At 71.2% G+C, this 16785-nt stretch carries 16 protein-coding genes; 9 read left to right on the plus strand and 7 right to left on the minus strand.

All coding sequences use genetic code 11. The features are described from left to right. The first annotated feature begins 290 nt into the window (after positions 1–290). From ACZ4SW_RS10295 to ACZ4SW_RS10310, 4 genes are read left to right on the plus strand one after another with little or no spacing between them, the layout of a single operon-like run. Complete coding sequence (locus ACZ4SW_RS10295; protein ID WP_468240510.1) at positions 291–1625, plus strand: ABC transporter substrate-binding protein; 1335 nt, start codon at positions 291–293, stop codon at positions 1623–1625. Between the two features lie 10 nt (positions 1626–1635). After that, the gene (locus tag ACZ4SW_RS10300) at positions 1636–2520 is read left to right on the plus strand and encodes a carbohydrate ABC transporter permease (protein ID WP_468240514.1); all 885 of its coding nucleotides are present in this window, start codon (positions 1636–1638) and stop codon (positions 2518–2520) included. Continuing rightward, positions 2520–3434 (plus strand): carbohydrate ABC transporter permease, encoded by a 915-nt coding sequence (locus ACZ4SW_RS10305; RefSeq protein WP_468240516.1) that lies wholly within the window; start codon positions 2520–2522, stop codon positions 3432–3434. Before ACZ4SW_RS10300 ends, ACZ4SW_RS10305 begins: the two co-directional genes overlap by 1 nt. After that, positions 3431–5062: a glycoside hydrolase family 43 protein gene (locus tag ACZ4SW_RS10310; RefSeq protein WP_468240519.1), complete on the plus strand. Its 1632-nt coding sequence runs from the start codon at positions 3431–3433 to the stop codon at positions 5060–5062. Before ACZ4SW_RS10305 ends, ACZ4SW_RS10310 begins: the two co-directional genes overlap by 4 nt. Before the next feature lie 117 nt (positions 5063–5179). On the opposite strand, the gene ACZ4SW_RS10315 is transcribed toward ACZ4SW_RS10310, so the two are convergent. Then, positions 5180–6817, minus strand: coding sequence for an APC family permease (locus tag ACZ4SW_RS10315; protein ID WP_468240522.1), 1638 nt, complete (start codon positions 6815–6817; stop codon positions 5180–5182). A 354-nt stretch (positions 6818–7171) separates the two neighbouring features. Between ACZ4SW_RS10315 and dhaK the strand changes: the two genes are divergently transcribed. From dhaK to ACZ4SW_RS10330, 3 genes are all read left to right on the plus strand, one after another. After that, positions 7172–8164 carry a dihydroxyacetone kinase subunit DhaK gene (gene dhaK, locus ACZ4SW_RS10320; RefSeq protein ID WP_468240525.1) on the plus strand — a complete coding sequence of 331 codons (993 nt, stop codon included), beginning with the start codon at positions 7172–7174 and terminating at the stop codon, positions 8162–8164. Positions 8165–8235: 71 nt separating this feature from the next. Continuing rightward, a complete protein-coding gene (gene dhaL, locus ACZ4SW_RS10325; RefSeq protein WP_468240527.1) occupies positions 8236–8835 on the plus strand; it encodes a dihydroxyacetone kinase subunit DhaL in 600 nt (199 codons plus the stop codon). Beyond that, positions 8828–9244, plus strand: a complete 417-nt coding sequence (locus ACZ4SW_RS10330) for a PTS-dependent dihydroxyacetone kinase phosphotransferase subunit DhaM (protein WP_468240530.1) — start codon at positions 8828–8830, stop codon at positions 9242–9244. The genes dhaL and ACZ4SW_RS10330 overlap by 8 nt, the downstream gene beginning before the upstream one ends. 245 nt (positions 9245–9489) lie before the next feature. On the opposite strand, the gene ACZ4SW_RS10335 is transcribed toward ACZ4SW_RS10330, so the two are convergent. The 3 genes from ACZ4SW_RS10335 to ACZ4SW_RS10345 form a co-directional block, all read right to left on the minus strand. Further along, on the minus strand, positions 9490–10035 hold the full coding sequence (locus tag ACZ4SW_RS10335; protein WP_468240532.1) for a PadR family transcriptional regulator: 546 nt from the start codon (positions 10033–10035) through the stop codon (positions 9490–9492). A 30-nt stretch (positions 10036–10065) separates the two neighbouring features. Next, positions 10066–12081 (minus strand): FAD-dependent oxidoreductase, encoded by a 2016-nt coding sequence (locus tag ACZ4SW_RS10340; protein ID WP_468240534.1) that lies wholly within the window; start codon positions 12079–12081, stop codon positions 10066–10068. A 106-nt stretch (positions 12082–12187) separates the two neighbouring features. After that, on the minus strand, positions 12188–12610 hold the full coding sequence (locus ACZ4SW_RS10345) for a MarR family winged helix-turn-helix transcriptional regulator (RefSeq protein WP_468241239.1): 423 nt from the start codon (positions 12608–12610) through the stop codon (positions 12188–12190). A 109-nt stretch (positions 12611–12719) separates the two neighbouring features. Here ACZ4SW_RS10345 and ACZ4SW_RS10350 point away from each other — a divergent pair, with 109 nt between their 5' ends. After that, complete coding sequence (locus ACZ4SW_RS10350; RefSeq protein WP_468240536.1) at positions 12720–13544, plus strand: alpha/beta fold hydrolase; 825 nt, start codon at positions 12720–12722, stop codon at positions 13542–13544. A 35-nt stretch (positions 13545–13579) separates the two neighbouring features. Here the strand turns inward: ACZ4SW_RS10350 and ACZ4SW_RS10355 are convergent, their stop codons facing one another. Beyond that, the gene (locus ACZ4SW_RS10355; protein WP_468240538.1) at positions 13580–14356 is read right to left on the minus strand and encodes a putative protein N(5)-glutamine methyltransferase; all 777 of its coding nucleotides are present in this window, start codon (positions 14354–14356) and stop codon (positions 13580–13582) included. A 322-nt stretch (positions 14357–14678) separates the two neighbouring features. Between ACZ4SW_RS10355 and ACZ4SW_RS10360 the strand changes: the two genes are divergently transcribed. Beyond that, positions 14679–15098, plus strand: a complete 420-nt coding sequence (locus ACZ4SW_RS10360; RefSeq protein WP_468241241.1) for a MarR family winged helix-turn-helix transcriptional regulator — start codon at positions 14679–14681, stop codon at positions 15096–15098. 49 nt (positions 15099–15147) lie between these two features. Here ACZ4SW_RS10360 and ACZ4SW_RS10365 read toward each other — a convergent pair whose 3' ends face one another. Beyond that, entirely contained in the window at positions 15148–15858 is a 711-nt protein-coding gene (locus ACZ4SW_RS10365) for a GNAT family N-acetyltransferase (protein ID WP_468240541.1), read from the minus strand. Further along, positions 15855–16781: an NADP-dependent oxidoreductase gene (locus ACZ4SW_RS10370; protein WP_468240543.1), complete on the minus strand. Its 927-nt coding sequence runs from the start codon at positions 16779–16781 to the stop codon at positions 15855–15857. Before ACZ4SW_RS10370 ends, ACZ4SW_RS10365 begins: the two co-directional genes overlap by 4 nt. Positions 16782–16785 lie beyond the last annotated feature (4 nt).

Below are 16785 nucleotides of genomic sequence, written 5' to 3' on the forward strand. Positions count from 1 at the left end.
TGTCAGCACCGTCACACTGCGCTGACCTGCACAGATTCTGGTGATGGGCGCCCAAGGTCACCCGGTGCGCCCGGACACGTGCCGGACAACCGGCCGTAACAATTTCCGGCCGCCCTCTTGCTAGAGGCCCCAAATCGTCCTACGGTCCACGGCAACCGCTTACTACCGATTCAGCTTGGCCGACCCCCCGCAACCGCGAGCCGACGGTTTTCCGGCCGCTGTTCCTGGCCAACACCGAGCCGCCGTCCTCTCGTTCTGAGAACGCCTACATTCCGAAGGATCACGGTCAGATGAACTTCACCAGCTCCCGGAGAAGGTTCGCCCACGCCGCCGTCGCGGGCATCGCGCTGACAGGTCTCCTCTCCGCCTGCGGCGGCGGATCCGGCACGGGGGGCTCCTCGTCCTCGGGTCCGGTCACCCTCCCCTTCTGGGGCTGGGCCAACGGCCAGGAGGCCGTCGTCAAGGCGTTCAACGCCAGTCACAAGGACGTCCAGCTCAAGTACACGAAGGTCACCGACCAGCTCACCATGCAGAAGCAACTGACCAACGCGGTCAAGGCCGGCAACGCGCCCTGCCTGCTGCAGAACACAGCCGAGTACGTGACGACCTGGGTGTCGCAGGGAGCGCTCGCCGACATCACGCAGTACGTCGGGTCGAGCAAGGACAAGTTCAACGCGGGGTCCTGGGCGAGCGGCCAGGTGCAGGGCAAGGTCTACGGCGTCCCCACCAGTTCGGCGCCCGACTTCACCATCTACCGCACCGACATCTTCGCCAAGTACGGCCTGAAGCCGCCTGCGACCTGGGACGACTTCATCGCGGCCGGCAAGGAGCTGAAGAAGCACGGCATCAAGATCACCAACTACGCCGGTGAGGACCCGAGCACCCTGGAGGTGCTGGCCATGCAGGCCGGGGCGCACTGGTACGCCATCGACGGCAACTCCTGGAAGGTGGACTTCCAGGACGAGGGCACCTTGAAGGCCGCCAAGGTGATCCAGGAGATCATCGACAACGACCTCGACTCCAAGCTGTCCTTCGCCGACTACGCGGCCGTGCAGCGCAACTACGACAACGGCGGCACCGCGACCCGGCAGATCTCCACCTGGCAGATGGCCGGAATGGTGCAGAACTTCACCAAGTCCAACGGCAAGTGGGCGCTGTCCCCCTGGCCGACCTTCGCGGGTGAGGCTCCCAAGACCCCGGCCGGCACCAACCAGAGCGGCGGGGTGACCCTGGTGACCAAACAGTGCAAGTACCAGAAGCAGGCCGCCGAGGCGGCGTTGTGGATGTCCACCGACCCGGGCGCGGTCAAGACGATGGCGAGCCCGGACACCGGCAACGGCGTGATGCCCGCGCTTGCCGACAGCAAGGCGTACGTGGACCAGGCGATCTCCGCCAAACTCCTCGGCCCGAACTACGAGCCCGCGAAGAAGATCGTGGCGGACAGCCTGAACACGGTCACCACGGACTGGACGTTCGGCCCGGACTGGACGGCGATGTTCACGGAGCTCCAGGCCGGCTGGGCCAAGGTGGTCAGCAAGCAGGAGAAGGTCACCGATCTGCTGGCGCACATGCAGCAGTGGACGGTGAACGACCTGAAGTCCCGCGGCATCAGCGTCAAGGGCTGAGGCACTCACGATGATTCGTTCTCTGCGCTGGAAGGGTGCCGCCTTCACGCTGCCCTTCCAGCTCGGCTTCGTCTTCCTGTATCTGCTCCCGATCGGGTACGCCGTCTACCAGTCGCTGTACCGCGAGCAGCAGTCCGGCCTGGGACTCGGCGGGGCCACCCGGCAGTTCGCCGGGCTGGACAACTACCGGCACGGCCTGACCGACCCGGCCTTCATGAGCGCCATCGGCCGGGTGGTGCTGTTCGCGTGCGTGCAGATCCCGGTGATGCTGGCCATCAGTCTGGTGCTGGCGCTGTTCCTGGACGCGCTCACCGCGAAGGCGGCCGGCCGGTTCCGGATCTTCCTGCTGGTGCCGTACATGATCCCGGGTGTGGTGGCCGCGATCGTGTGGGTCAACCTCTACAGCCCGGACGTGGGCCCGCTGACACCGCTCGGCAGGCTCTTCGGTTTCGACTGGAACTTCTTCGCGCCGTCGATGGTGTGGACGTCCATCGGCAACCTGCTCACCTGGCACGGCATCGGCTACAACATGGTGATCATCTACTCGGCGCTCCAGGGCGTCCCGCGCGAGCTGTTCGAGGCCGCGCGGCTCGACGGCGCCTCCGAGATCCGGATCGCGCGGAGCATCAAGGTCCCCCATGTGCGCGGCGCGCTGGTGCTGACGGGGCTGCTGTCGATCATCCAGATGCTGCAGATCTTCAACGAGCCCGCGCTGTTCCGTAACGTCACCCCGCAGACGGTCAGCGACAGCTTCACCCCGATCATGATCATCTACAACCAGGCGTTCAACGCCGGCAACTACCACTACGCGGCCGCCCTGTCGGTGCTGCTCGCGCTCATCCTCGGCGTGGCCTCCTTCCTCTTCTACCGGCTCACCTCGAGGGAGGCCGACTGATGCTGATGACCGAGTCCGGCACGAAGCGGCCCCCGGTCCGCACCGTGCGGCGGCTGGCCCGACCCGACCGTTCCTCCCGCTCGCGGGGTGGTCAGCGTTTCCTCCTGGTCGGCCTGGTCCTGGCCAGCGCCTACAGCCTGTTCCCGGTGTGGTGGCTGATCGTTGCCGCCACCAAGGACCGGGTGGGGCTGTACCAGACGAACGGCCTGTGGTTCTCGGGCTGGCACCTGTGGGACAACCTGCACCAGCTCTTCACGTACCACGACGGCATCTTCCTGCGCTGGACCGCCAACTCCTTCCTGTACGCCGGTGTCGGCTCCCTCGGCGGCACGCTCATCGCCCTGGCGACGGGTTACGGCCTCGCCCGCTTCGACTTCCCCGGCCGGGGGATGGTCTTCGCCTGCGTGGTGGGCTCGTTCCTGGTCCCGATCGCCCTGCTCACCCTGCCGCTCTACCTGCTGTTCTCGGCGATCGGGCTGGTCGACACGCCGTGGGCGATGCTGATCCCCTGCCTGATCAACCCGTTCAGCGTGTACCTGGCCAAGGTGTACACCGAGGCGACGATCCCGTTCGAACTGCTGGAGGCCGCCCGCATCGACGGCGCCGGGGAGCTGCGGATCTTCTTCAGCATCGTGCTGCGGATGATGACGACGGGCGGCGCCACCGTGTTCCTGCTGGCCTTCGTCAACACCTGGAACGCCTTCTTCCTGCCGCTGACCGTGCTGCGCGGCGAGAAGAACTGGACGCTGAACCTGGGCCTGTACAACTGGTCCGGGTACAGCCTGGAATCCGGCATCGATCTGACCAGCCTGGTGCTGACCGGTGCGCTGCTGTCCATCGTGCCCATGGCGATCATGATGGTGGCGATGCGCCGCTACTGGCGGACCGGAGTCACCCTGGGAGCACTCAAGTGACCGTGTTGCGCAACCCGGTGATCCGCGGCTTCGCCCCCGACCCCTCGCTGGTGCGGGTGGGCGACCGGTACTACGTGGCCACGAGTTCGTTCGAGTGGTTCCCGACGATCCCCATCCACCGCTCGCGCGATCTGGCGCACTGGGAGTACGCCGGTCATGTGCGGGGCGCGGCCCCCGGCGACTCACTGGCCGGAGTCCCCGACTCGGGGGGCATCTGGGCACCGTCGCTGAGCTGGGACGGCGAACGGTTCTGGATGGTCTACGCGATCGTCCGCTCGGTCGGCACGCCGTACTTCGACCTGGACACCTACGTCACCACGGCGACGGAGGTGGACGGGAAGTGGAGCGCGCCGCGGCGGGTCGCGAGCCATGGCTTCGATCCGGCGCTCTTCCATGACGGCGGACGGCTGTGGCTGCTCAACCTCCAGTACGATCCCCGCCCGGGCGGAGACCGTTTCGCGGGCATCGTCCTGACGGAGCTGGACCGCGCCACGCTCGCGCCGCTCGGTGACACCCATCTGCTGCTGCAGCACGAACGGCTGATCGAGGGACCGAAGCTGCTGCGGCGGGGCGACTGGTACTACCTGGTTCTGGCGGAGGGCGGCACGGGGTTCGAGCACGGGGTGCGGGTGGCACGCGGGCGTGCCCTCACCGGCCCCTACGAGCTGGACGACGCGGCTTTGCTGACGAGCCGGGACGATCCCTCACTGCCGTTGCAGAAGGCGGGACACGCGGAGCTGGTCGAGACGCCGGAGGGGGCGTGGGTCATGAGCCATCTGACGGCCCGTCCCCTGCGGACCCCGGACGGGCCCCGGTGCACCCTCGGGCGGGAGACGGCGATCCAGGTCGTGGCCTGGGACGCGGACGGCTGGCCCCGGCTGCGCCAGGGAGGCCGGCACCCGCTGGTCGAGGTCGAGGTCCCCACCCGTCCCGCCCGGGAGCCGCCGACGGCACGGCCCGAGCCGCTGTCCTGGCCGTGGAGCACCCTGCGCGGATACCCGGACCCGTCCTGGGCCGACACCACGACCCGCCCGGGCTGGATCCGGCTGCGCGGCCGTCAGGGCCCGGAGTCGCTGTGGGCGCAGAGCCTGCTCGCCCAGCGCATCACCGAGCACCGCGCGGAGGCCGAGGTCACGGTGGAGGCGGCGCCGCGCACCTTCACCCAGGCCGCCGGCCTCGTCCTGTGGTACGACACCCGGTCCTACCTCACGCTCGATCTGACCTGGGCGGAGCCCGACGGCGAGCCGCAGCGCGGCCAGCAGTGGCGGGGCGCCGGCCGTACCGTGCTCAGTCTGGTGGAGCGGGACGAGGCGGACGTCCGGCGGGTGGCGCTGGTCGACGTGGACGCGCACGGTCCGGTCACGCTGGGCGTCACGGTCGACGGCGCGGAGGCCCGTTTCTGGTTCCTGCGGGCAGGGACGCGCGTACCGGTCGGTCCGCCGCTCGACTTCAGTCGGCTGTCCGACGACCACGGCTCCCGGCTGCGGTTCACGGGAGCCTTCGCGGGCATCCACGCCCGCGACCTGGTCGACGCCGCGTTCACCGCCGACTTCACCGGCTTCCGTCTCACCTGCACGCCCCGGGTGACGGTGCTGGGGGGAGCGGAGCTGACGCGTCATCAGGCGTGAGGAGCGGTAGCCGCCCGCTCCGTGGAGAGCACTTGCGGTGGAAAAGACGGCGTCCCGTCGGCGACAGCCGGGGGCTGTGGCCGACGGGACGCGTCGGGGCCGGGTCGGTGAGCCCGGTCAGTGAGCCGGGGCGTCGGTGACGACGACCTCCTCGATGCTCCGCTCGATCTCCTCGGGCTGCGACGCGGTGGCCTTCGCCCAGTAGTAGACGGCGAGGGAGAACACGGCGACGACCACGATGTCCCACCACAGGCCGATGTGGCCCTGGCCGCCGAAGCCGCCCTGCCAGGAGATCAGGCCCATGCCCACCAGGTAGGCCGGCAGCCACTGGGCGGCCTTCCAGTCCAGACGGGGGGCGTCCGGCAGGTTCCTGCTCGTGGCGTACCAGGCGTAGGCGCCGAGGAGGACGTAGCCGAGGATGATCGCCACGCCGAGCCGCCACAGCGTGTCCCAGCCGGCCCAGTAGATGATGAGGTTGGCGACCACGAAGGACAGCGGCGCGATCACCTTGCCGGCGGGCAGGCGGTAGGGGCGCTCACGGCCCGGGAGGCGGTCACTGAAGACGCCGTAGGCCAGCGGCGCGCCGGCGTACATCAGGACGCTCGCGGAGGTGATGAAGCCGACCAGCTCCTGCCAGCTCGGGAAGGGCAGGAAGCAGATGATGCCGGTCAGGAAGGAGATGGCGAGGCCGAACCACGGCACGCCGCGGGCGTCGGTCTTCTCGAAGAGCTTGGGCGCGTAGCCGTTCTTGGACAGACCGTAGGAGACGCGCGAGGTGGCGGTGGTGTAGATCAGGCCGGTGCCTCCCGGGGAGATCACGGCGTCGATGTACAGGACCACGCCGAGCCAGCCGAGGCCGACCAGGGTCGCGAGGCCCGCCCAGGGACCGCTGATGCCCGGGAAGTCCAGCTTGGCCCAGCCGTGCGCGAAGGAGCTGACCGGCAGGGCGCCGATGAACACGACCTGGAGCAGTACGTAGATGACGGCGCCGATGGCGACCGAGCCGAGGGTGGCGCGCGGCAGGTCCCGCTTCGGGTCCCGGCTCTCGCCCGCCAGCTGGATCGCCTGCTCGAAGCCGAGCAGGGCGAAGATGATGCCGCTGGAGGAGATGGCGCTCAGCACGCCCTTGGCGCCGAACGGGGCGAAGCCGTGGGCGGTGAAGTTGTGCGGGTGGAAGTTGCCCACCGCGATGATGAAGATCGTGGCCAGCGGCACGGCGATCTTCCACCAGGTGGCGGCGCTGTTGGTGTGGGCGAGGACGCGCACACCGAGGAAGTTGACCAGGACGAAGACGGCCATCAGGAGGACGGCGACGATGAATCCACTGGTCGTCAGGGTGCCGTCGGCGTGCTGGAAGCCCTTGGCGAAGTGCCAGTGACCGGCGTAGCCGATCATCGCCTCGACCTCGATCGGTGCCACGGTCGCCGCCTGCAGCCAGGAGAACCAGCCGAAGGACATACCGGCCAGGCCGCCGAAGGCGTAGTGCGGGTAGCGGGCCGTGCCGCCGGCGACCGGGAACATTCCGCCGAGTTCGGCATGCACCAGCGCCAGGAGGACGATCGCCACCGCGCCGATCAGCCACGAGATGATCGCCGCGGGGCCCGCCATCACAACGGCCTTTTCGGCTCCGTAGAGCCAGCCGGAGCCGATGATGGACCCCACCGAGGCCCACATCAGTCCGATCAGGCCGACGTCCCGCCGCAGACCGGTCCGGTCGCGGGTGGCGTCAGGGGCTGCATGGTCCAGGTTCACCATGTCAAGGGCCTCTCACTATCTGAGCAGGGAATTAACGCGTAATTGGCGGCTCAGGGTAAGAACCGAGACCCGTTGGACAGAAGGTCGTCACCTGAAATTTGACTCTTCCAGGGGGACTTCCTTTACTCCTTCTTTGCGCAGGTCAGCGCGGCATCCGGAATGTCCGTATTCAGTCCGGGAATCCGAGAAGAAGGTAAGACAGGTCACACTTGTCGAGGCATTTGATCCGAGAAAGCGGTCATGCTCATGCCGGGTGGCCCGTACACGCCGGACGCGCTCGAGAACCTCCGCCCACGTGACCACCGCCTCATGAACACCGATACTGCCGACAGCGAGTGGACGCAGGAGGCTCCCATGAAGATGTTGATCAATGTCCCGGACACGGTCGTCGCCGACGCGTTGCGGGGCATGGCGGCCGCGCACCCCGAGCTGACCGTCGACGTGGAGAACAGGGTGATCGTACGGCGTGACGCGCCGGTCGCCGGAAAGGTCGCGCTCGTCTCCGGCGGCGGTTCGGGTCACGAGCCGCTGCACGGCGGCTTCGTGGGTCCCGGCATGCTGTCGGCGGCCTGCCCCGGCGAGGTGTTCACCTCCCCGGTGCCCGACCAGATGGTGCGTGCGGCGGCGGCCGTGGACAGCGGCGCGGGCGTCCTGTTCATCGTCAAGAACTACACCGGCGACGTGCTGAACTTCGACATGGCGGCCGAACTCGCCGAGGACGAGGGCATTCAGGTCGCGAAGGTCCTGGTCAACGATGACGTCGCCGTCACCGACAGCCTCTACACGGCGGGCCGGCGCGGCACCGGCGCCACCTTGTTCGTGGAGAAGATCGCGGGGGCGGCGGCGGACGAGGGGCAGCCGCTCGAGCGGGTGCAGTCCATCGCCCGGCAGGTCAACGAGAACTCGCGCAGCTTCGGCGTCGCCCTCAGCGCCTGCACCACTCCCGCCAAGGGCACCCCCACCTTCGACCTGCCACCGGGCGAGCTGGAGTTGGGCATCGGCATCCACGGTGAGCCGGGGCGGGAGCGACGCCCGATGATGACGGCGCGGGAGATCGCCGACTTCTCGGTGAACGCGGTCCTGGACGACCTTCAGCCGCGCAACCCGGTGCTGGTCCTCGTCAACGGCATGGGCGCCACCCCGCTGCTGGAGCTGTACGGCTACAACGCGGAGGTGCAGCAGGTGCTGTCCGAGCGTGGCGTCCCGGTGGCCCGCACGCTGGTGGGCAACTATGTCACCTCGCTCGACATGGCCGGTGCCTCGGTCACCCTGTGCCAGGTCGACGAGGAGCTGCTGCGGCTGTGGGACGCGCCGGTGAGCACACCGGCGCTGCGCTGGGGCCGGTGAGCGGCCCGCACACCGGGCCGGTCGCGGGGCAGACGAGTGAGGTCACCGTTCGTATCACGCAAGGAGATGCAGTGCTCGACGCCGACTTCTTCCGCCGTTGGATGACGGCGGCCGCCGCGTCCGTCGACCGCGAGGCGGAGCGGCTGACCGCGCTCGACTCGCCGATCGGCGACGCCGACCACGGCAGCAACCTGCAGCGCGGCTTCCGCGCGGTCACGGCCGCGCTGGAGAAGGAGGCGCCGGACACACCCGGTGCGACCCTCCAGCTCGCGGGCCGTCAGCTCATCTCGACGGTCGGCGGTGCCTCCGGCCCGCTGTACGGGACGCTGCTGCGCCGCACCGGCAAGGCCCTCGGGGACGCCGCCGAGGTGACCGAGCAGCAGCTGACCGACGCTCTGCGGCAGGGTGTGGACGCGGTGATGGGGCTGGGCGGAGCCGCGCCCGGTGACAAGACCATGGTCGACGCCCTGGTGCCGGCGGTGGACGCGCTCGGCACCTCCTTCCGGGCGGCGGCGGCCGCCGCCGAGGAGGGCGCCGTGGCGACGACCCCGTTGCTGGCCCGCAAGGGCCGGGCCAGCTATCTGGGTGAGCGCAGCATCGGGCATCAGGACCCCGGCGCCACCTCCTCGGCCCTGCTGATCGCCGCGCTCGTGGAGGCCTCCGGTGAGTGACGGCACGGAGAAGCTGGTCGGGATCGTGCTCGTCTCGCACAGCCCGGCGGTCGCCGAGTCGGTCGCGAAGCTGGCGACGGCTCTGTCGGGCGGCGGAGCCACCGCGCCCATCGCGGCGGCGGGCGGCACGGTGGACGGCGGGTTCGGAACCAGCTCCGAGCTGGTGTCCGCCGCGGCGGCCTCCGTCGACCGGGGCGCGGGGGTCGCCGTACTGGCCGACCTGGGCAGCGCGGTGCTGACCGTGAAGGCGCTGCTCGCCGAGGGCGACGAGCTTCCGGCGAACACGAGGCTGGTCGACGCCCCGTTCGTCGAGGGCGCGGTCGCGGCGATGGTCACGGCGTCGACGGGCGCGGACCTGGCGGCGGTGGAGGCGGCGGCCGGGGAGGCGTACTCCTACCGGAAGGAGTGACGGGACAACCCCCGATCGCGGGCATGGTGCGGCCGAGGACCGGGGCGGAACGGGGCCCCGGCCCTCGGCCGCGTTCGCCGGCGCGGGAAGCGACGACAGCGGACCGCGCCGTCGGCACGAACTGACCTGGGAGGCAAGCGAGTTCACGCCGCGTGGAGCACCAGCATACGTAGCCCCGCGGCCCTCGGGCCAATGCCGCCCCGGCCACGGGCCCCGGTTGAGCTGTCCGGGTGCGGGCGGATCCGCTATTCGGGTGCGGGCAGCTCCTGGAACTCCTCCAGGGCGTGGGTGAGCCACTGGATCCAGAAGGTCTCCAGGTCGATGCCCGCCCGCAGCACCAGATGCTGGAGACGGTCCCGCGCCGAGTCGTGGCCGGGCCCGAAGTCGCGTGCCTCGATCTGCCGGTACTCGGCCAACTGCTGCCGGTGCAGGTCCAGATGGCGGCGCAGGTCCGCCTCCAGCCCCTGGGTGCCGACGACGGCGGCGGCGCGCAGCCGCAGCAGCAGCACGTCCCGGTGGGGCTTGGGCTCCTGGGAGGCGGCCGTCCAGCGGGCGAGTTCGGCGCGGCCGGCGGGCAGGACCTCGTACGACTTCTTCTGCCCGCGGGCCGGCTGCTCCGCCGGCAGCGCGCGGATCAGGCCGTCGCTCTCGAGACGTCCCAGCTCGCGATAGATCTGCTGGTGGGTGGCCGACCAGAAGTAGCCGATCGACCGGTCGAACCGACGGGTCAGTTCCAGCCCCGACGACGGCTTCTCCAGCAGGGCGGTCAGGATCGCGTGCGGGAGGGACATGGCCTCATCCTAGGGACCGGCTCCCAGCGCCTACAGCGCCGCCGCCAGTTCCGTGCCCTGCTTGATCGCACGCTTGGCGTCCAGTTCGGCCGCCACGTCGGCGCCGCCGATGAGGTGCGGGGTGCGGCCCGCGGCGAGCAGCTCCTCGTACAGGTCGCGGCGCGGGTCCTGCCCGGTGCACAGGACGATCGTGTCCACCTCGAGGACGCGGCTTTCGCCGTCCACGGTGATGTGCAGCCCGCCGTCGTCGATCCGGTCGTAGCGGACGCCCGGCACCATGGTCACGCCCCGGTGCTTCAGCTCGGTGCGGTGGATCCAGCCGGTGGTCTTGCCGAGCCCGGCGCCGACCTTGGACGTCTTGCGCTGCAGGAGGTGGACGGTGCGCGGCGGGGCGGGCCGCTCGGGGGCGGCGAGGCCGCCGGGGGCGCGGTAGTCCATGTCGACGCCCCAGTGTCGGAAGTACGTCGCCGGGTCCTCGCTCGCCTTGTCGCCGCCGTCGGTGAGGTACTCCGCCACGTCGAAGCCGATGCCGCCCGCGCCGAGGATCGCGACGCGGTCCCCGACGGGCGCGCCGTCCCGCAGCACGTCGAGGTAGCCGAGGACGCTGGGGTGGTCGGCGCCGGGGATGTCGGGGGTGCGGGGGGTGACGCCGGTCGCCACGACGATCTCGTCGTAGTCGGAGAGGTCACCGGCGGCGACAGGGGTGTTCAGCCGGAGGTCCACACCGCGCAGGTCGAGCTGGGTGCGGAAGTAACGCAGGGTCTCGTCGAACTCCTGCTTGCCCGGCACCTTGCGGGCCACGTTGAGCTGGCCGCCGATCTCGCCCGCCGCCTCGTAGAGCGTGACGTCGTGGCCGCGCTCGGCGGCGGAGACGGCACAGGCGAGTCCGGCGGGACCGGCGCCGACGACCGCCACGCGCTTGCGCAGCCGGGTCGGGGAGAGGACGAGCTCGGTCTCGTGGCAGGCGCGCGGGTTGACCAGGCAGGAGGTGATCTGCCCGCTGAAGGTGTGGTCGAGGCAGGCCTGGTTGCAGCCGATGCAGGTGTTGATGGTCTCCGGCCGCCCGGCCGCGGCCTTGGCGACGAAGTCGGGGTCGGCGAGCATCGGGCGGGCGAGGGACACCATGTCGGCGTACCCCTCGGCGAGCAACTGCTCGGCCGTCTCGGGGGTGTTGATGCGGTTGGTCGTCACCAGCGGGATGGAGACGGCGCCCATGACCTTCTTGGTCACCCACGCGTACGCGCCGCGCGGCACGGACGTGGCGATGGTGGGGATACGGGCCTCGTGCCAGCCGATGCCGGTGTTGATGATCGTGGCTCCGGCGGCCTCCACCGCCTTGGCGAGGGTGACGACCTCCTCCAGGGACGAGCCGCCGGGGACGAGGTCCAGCATGGAGAGCCGGTAGACGACGATGAAGTCCTCACCGACGGCCTCGCGGACGCGGCGCACGATCTCGACCGGGAAGCGCGTCCGGTTCTCGTACGAGCCGCCCCAGCGGTCGGTGCGCCGGTTGGTCCCCGCCGCGATGAACTCGTTGATGAGGTAGCCCTCGGAGCCCATGATCTCCACGCCGTCGTACCCGGCTTCCCGGGCCAGGCGGGCGGCGCGCGCGTAGTCGTCGATGGTCTGCTCGACCTCGGCGTCGGTGAGGGCGTGGGGGACGAACGGGCTGATCGGGGCCTGGAGGGCGCTGGGGGCGACGAGGTCGCGGTGGTAGGCGTAGCGGCCGAAGTGCAGGATCTGCATCGCGATCCGCCCGCCCTCGCGGTGCACGGCGTCGGTGATGACGCGGTGCTGTTCGGCCTCCGCCCCGGTGGTGAGCTTGGCGCCGCCCTCGTACGGGCGTCCCGCCTCGTTGGGGGCGATACCGCCGGTGACGATGAGCCCCACTCCCCCGCGCGCCCGTTCGGCGTAGAAGGCGGCCATGCGCTCGAAGCCGCGCTCGGCCTCTTCCAGGCCCACGTGCATCGAGCCCATGAGCACACGGTTGGGCAGCGTGGTGAAGCCCAGGTCGAGCGGGGTGAGCAGGTTCGGGTAGCGGCTCATGGGGCCCTCCGTGCGGCGTGTCGTGCGTCTGTTGTAGAGGACGAGCGCCTGTTTTTGCAACTAGTTGCACAAAGCCGGAGGGGCTCGGCGGGACGAGCGGCTCTCCTCAGTCCACGTCCACGTCGTCGAAGAGGTCGAGCATCCGGGTCAGCACACGCAGACATGCCTGCAGATCGGCGTCGGTGAGGTCGCCGCGCACCTGCCGCAGCAGGGCGTACTCGCGGGCGGTGACGGCGTCGATCACCGCTCGGCCCTCGTCCGTGAGCCGGAACAGCGGGGAACGCTTGTGGGCGGGGTTCGGCATGCTCTCCACCAACCCGCGTGCCGCCGCCTCGTTGACCATCCGCTGCACGAACTGCCTGCTGAGCGCCTGGGCGCGCCCCATCTGCGGGACGGTCATGGGCCCGTTCCCGCACAGCAGGGCGAGAACGGCGCGCACACCGACGGAGACGCCCTCGATCGCCTCGGCCTGTTCGACCTTGCGTTGCACCCGCCGGTACAGCGGGCCCACGAGGGCGAAGACCTCCATGAGACGGGGGGCGAGGACATCCGGAGCGAGTGGCGCGTTCTGGTCGGTCACACTCGCGATTATGACACCCCGGTTGTCAAGTATGCGAGAAAATGACACCTTGGTTGTCATGACGGAGAGCGTGGAGACACTGAAGACGTTCGAGACCGAGGACGGCCCGCTGGCCTATCGCGACGAGGGCGCGGGGCCGCCGCTGGTGCTGCTGCACGGCGGCTTCGTCGACCACCACATGTGGGACGACCAGATCCCCGTGTTCGCCCGCACTCACCGGGTGATCGCCCCGGACGCACGCGGCCACGGGGCGTCCTCCAACGCGACCCGGCCGTTCCGCCCCACCGACGACCTCGCCGCGCTGCTGCGCCACCTCGGCACCGGTCCCGCCGTCCTGGTCGGGCTGTCGATGGGCGGAGCGGTCGCCGTGGACACCGCTCTGGAGCACCCCGACCTCGTCCGCGCCCTCGTCGTCAGCGGCGTCGGCACGAGTGAGCCGGAATTCCGGGACCCGTGGACGCAGGCCCTCAACGCCGCGTACTGGCACGCACTCGGCGTCGGCGACATCGACGCCTTCCTGGACGCGTTCGCACAGTTCATCTACGGTCCGCAGCGCACGGCCGAGGACGTCGACCCCGAAGTCGACCGGCGCGTACGGGAGATGGCCCGGTCGACGATCGGCAAGCACACCCGCGACGAGCCGGACCACCGGGTCCCCGTCACCGACACCTGGGCCCGCGCCGCGACGATCGAGGTGCCCGTGCTGGCCGTCAACGGCGGCGCCGACTCCCCCGACCACATCGGCATGGCCGAGCGCCTGGTCCGCATCGTCGCCCACGGCCGGGCCACGGTCGTGGAAGGCACCGGGCACTATCCCAACATGGAGCGGCCAGACGCCTTCAACGCGATCGTCGGGGAGTTCCTGCGGTCGACGGCCGGCTAGCGCCCCGCGACGGGGGAACGCCGCCCGTTGGGGCACTAGCGCCGGGTGCCGATCAGGACGTTGGCGTACAGCTCCTCCGAGACGGAGAGCCGGGCGTCGAGGCCGGCGTGGGCGAACGCCTCGAGGGCGGAGGGGACTTGGCGTTCGCTCGTCTCGACGAGCAGACGGCCGCCGGGGGCGAGCCAGGCTGAGGCCTCCGCGGTGACCCGGCGCAGCACCTCCAGGCCGTCGAAGCCGCCGTCCAGAGCGGACAGGGGCTCGTGGTCGCGGGCCTCCGGGGGCAGCAACGGGACCTCGTCCGTGGGGACGTAGGGAACGTTGGCGGTCAGGACGTCGACGCGGCCGCGCAGCTCGTCGGGGAGCGCGGCGAACAGGTCGCCCTCGTGGACCCGGCCGCCGTACGCGGCGACGTTGCGGCGGGCGCAGCGCACGGCGGCCGGGTCGATGTCGGCGGCGTGGAGTTCGGGCCCGTCCAGCCCGGCCGCCAGGGCCGCGCCGACCGCGCCCGAGCCGCAGCACAGGTCGACGACGAGCGAGGCGCCGCGCCCGAGGGCGAGGGCCTGGTCGACGAGGAACTCGGTGCGGCGGCGGGGGACGAAGACGCCCGGCTCCACCGCGATGCGCAGGCCGTGGAACTCCGCCCAGCCCAGGACGAGTTCGAGGGGGAGCCCGGCGACGCGCCGGGCGACCATGTGAGCGGCCTCGTCGGGGGTGCGGGCGGTGGACAGGATCAACTCCGCCTCGTCCTCGGCGAAGACACAGCCGGCGGACCGCAGCGCGGAGACGACGTGGGAACGTGACAGTGGTGGCATGGAGCCGGGAAAGCCTTTCGGTGGACCGAAGGGCGCCCTCGCGCTCACCCGGCGGCGGTGATCCGCGCCGTCCTGAGGGGAGAGAGCACCCGAGCCGACACAGCGGTAATGGGACTCACCTCCTCGGCCGCACCGGCCGGGACGGTCCACGGCCAGGACGGTCACCTTAGCAGGAGGGACGCAGCCCTGCGTCGGCCGCGGAGGCCCCCGCCCCGATTCAAGTTGTACTCTACAACTGGAGGAACAGGGAGGTCCCGTGCAGCCAGGGCACGCCACGGCCGCGTCCGCGGCGGAAGCCGCCGTCGAGACCATTCAGCGCGAGATGACGGCGTTCGCCCGGCGCGCCCGGGCCTCGGCGGGACGCATGCACCCGGAGCTGTCCCTGGTGTCGTACACGCTGCTCGGGCACCTGGAGGAGAGCGGCGGCTGCCGGGCGACGGACCTGGCCGCGCACTACGCCCTGGACAAGTCCACGGTGAGCCGACAGGTGGCCGCGCTGGAGCGGGCCGGACTGATCGAGCGGCGGCAGGACCCGCAGGACCACCGGGTCCAGGTACTTCAACTGACCGGAGCGGGCACGCGGATCCTCGCCCAGGTCACGGAGAGCCGCCGGGAGGCGTTCCGGGAGCGGCTCGCGGGCTGGCCGGAGGAGGACCTGGGGCGCTTCGCGGACTACCTGGTGCGGTACAACGCGGCCGCTGCCGCCCTGCCGGTCGCGCCGCCCGCCACGGCTGACGCCTGACGGCCGGCGGCGGGGGCCCGCCTGTGCGGACCCCCCGCCCGAGTGGCCGTCAGATGCCCACCACCTGCTCGTCCCCCAGCCGCTCGGGGACCCGCGCCGACAGGAACCTGGTCCTGCGGCGCAGGCGGAAGCCGAGGGACTCGTAGAGACGGATGGCGCCCGTGTTGCCCGCGCCGGTGTGCAGGAACGGGGTCTCGCCACGCTCGCGGATGCCGTGCGCGACCGCCAGGACCAGCCGGCCGGCCAGCCCCTGCCCGCGGAAGGCCGGGTCGGTGCACACGGCGCTGATCTCGGTCCAGCCGGGCGGGTGCAGCCGTTCGCCCGCCATGGCGACCAGGGCTCCGCCCCGGCGGATGCCGAGGTAGGTGCCCAGTTCGATGGTGCGCGGCAGGAACGGGCCGGGCCGGGTGCGCGCCACCAGGTCCAGCATCTCCGGCACGTCGGCCGGGGTGAGCCGTGTCGCCTCCGGGTCGGGTGCCGCGGCGATCCCGGCGTCGACGAGCTGCACGCCGTCGATCGAGAAGGTGATGTCCCAGCCGTCCGGGATCTCCCCGTGGAAGCCGGCGAGCGGCGCCTCGGCGCCCGGGCCCGCGAGCGCCGCGAGGTCGGCCCAGTCGTCGGCGTCCGGCTCGGCGGGCAGGCCCACCCACGGTGAGACGTCGACGGGGTAGCGCAGGACGCGGCCCCGGCGTTCCGCGAAACGGGCGTGCGGACCGGTCAGCGAGGCGAGCGCCGGGTTGTCGAGGACGTGGTCGCTCATGCGGCGACCTCGATCACGACCTTGCCGCGGGCGTGCCCGCCCTCCACCAGGCGCAGGGCCTGCCCGGCCTGTTCGAGCGGGAAGGTCCGCGTGACGTACGGGTCCAGGTCGCCCGCCACCACCAGCCGTGCCACCTCCTCGAGCACGGCGGCGGTACGGGCCCGCACCACCCGGGCGCCGCCCAGCCGCTCGACGTCCTCCTGCGCCGCCCCCGCGGTGATCAGCTTCGAGCGGTCGGTCAGCAGGGTCGCCGCCTCCTCCAGCACCTCCCCGCCGACGAGGTCGTAGACGCCGTCGACGCCGTCCGGGGCGGCCGCCCGCACCCGCGCGGCCAGATCCGGACCCGAGGGGACGTGGACGGCGCCGAGCTGCTCGACGAAGTCCTTATTGCCCTCGCTCGCCGTGCCGACGACGCGCAGGCCGAAGGCGCGGGCGATCTGCACGGCCGCGACGCCGACTCCCCCGCCGGCGCCGGTGACCAGCAGGGTCGCGCCGGCGGGCAGACCGAGCTGCCGAACGCCGTCGTAGGCCGTCGCCGCGGCGACCGGCAGGACCGCGGCGTCCGTGAGGGACAGGCCGTCCGGCACGTGCGCGGTCACCGCCGTGGGCAGCAGCGCGTACTCGGCGTATCCGCCGGCCACCGTGTTGCCGAAGACCGCGTCCCCGACGGAGAAACCGGTCACGCCCTCGCCGATCTCCTCGACGATGCCGGCGGCCTCGTTGCCGAACACCACGGGGAACTCGGGCGCGTCGGTGTCACCGGGGCGCCGGTAGCCCGTACGCAGCTTCCAGTCGACCGGGTTGACGCCCGCCGCGCGCACCGCGACGAGGAGCTGTCCGGGGCCGGGGCTCGGCCGGTCAGTGTCGACGGGCGTCTCCGTCTCCGGGCCGCCGTAGCGGGTGTATGCGTACGCCTTGGGCATGTCC

The sequence above is a fragment of the Streptomyces sp. NPDC028331 genome, from assembly GCF_055565775.1.

Coding starts and splice junctions, on each gene's coding strand:
- ACZ4SW_RS10295 (WP_468240510.1), top strand. CDS start 291: ATGAACTTCACCAGCTCCCGGAGAAGGTTCGCCCACGCCGCCGTCGCG.
- ACZ4SW_RS10300 (WP_468240514.1), top strand. CDS start 1,636: ATGATTCGTTCTCTGCGCTGGAAGGGTGCCGCCTTCACGCTGCCCTTC.
- ACZ4SW_RS10305 (WP_468240516.1), top strand. CDS start 2,520: ATGCTGATGACCGAGTCCGGCACGAAGCGGCCCCCGGTCCGCACCGTG.
- ACZ4SW_RS10315 (WP_468240522.1), bottom strand. CDS start 6,817: ATGGTGAACCTGGACCATGCAGCCCCTGACGCCACCCGCGACCGGACC.
- dhaK (WP_468240525.1), top strand. CDS start 7,172: ATGAAGATGTTGATCAATGTCCCGGACACGGTCGTCGCCGACGCGTTG.
- ACZ4SW_RS10335 (WP_468240532.1), bottom strand. CDS start 10,035: ATGTCCCTCCCGCACGCGATCCTGACCGCCCTGCTGGAGAAGCCGTCG.
- ACZ4SW_RS10340 (WP_468240534.1), bottom strand. CDS start 12,081: ATGAGCCGCTACCCGAACCTGCTCACCCCGCTCGACCTGGGCTTCACC.
- ACZ4SW_RS10345 (WP_468241239.1), bottom strand. CDS start 12,610: ATGGAGGTCTTCGCCCTCGTGGGCCCGCTGTACCGGCGGGTGCAACGC.
- ACZ4SW_RS10350 (WP_468240536.1), top strand. CDS start 12,720: ATGACGGAGAGCGTGGAGACACTGAAGACGTTCGAGACCGAGGACGGC.
- ACZ4SW_RS10355 (WP_468240538.1), bottom strand. CDS start 14,356: ATGCCACCACTGTCACGTTCCCACGTCGTCTCCGCGCTGCGGTCCGCC.
- ACZ4SW_RS10360 (WP_468241241.1), top strand. CDS start 14,679: ATGACGGCGTTCGCCCGGCGCGCCCGGGCCTCGGCGGGACGCATGCAC.
- ACZ4SW_RS10365 (WP_468240541.1), bottom strand. CDS start 15,858: ATGAGCGACCACGTCCTCGACAACCCGGCGCTCGCCTCGCTGACCGGT.
- ACZ4SW_RS10370 (WP_468240543.1), bottom strand. CDS start 16,781: ATGCCCAAGGCGTACGCATACACCCGCTACGGCGGCCCGGAGACGGAG.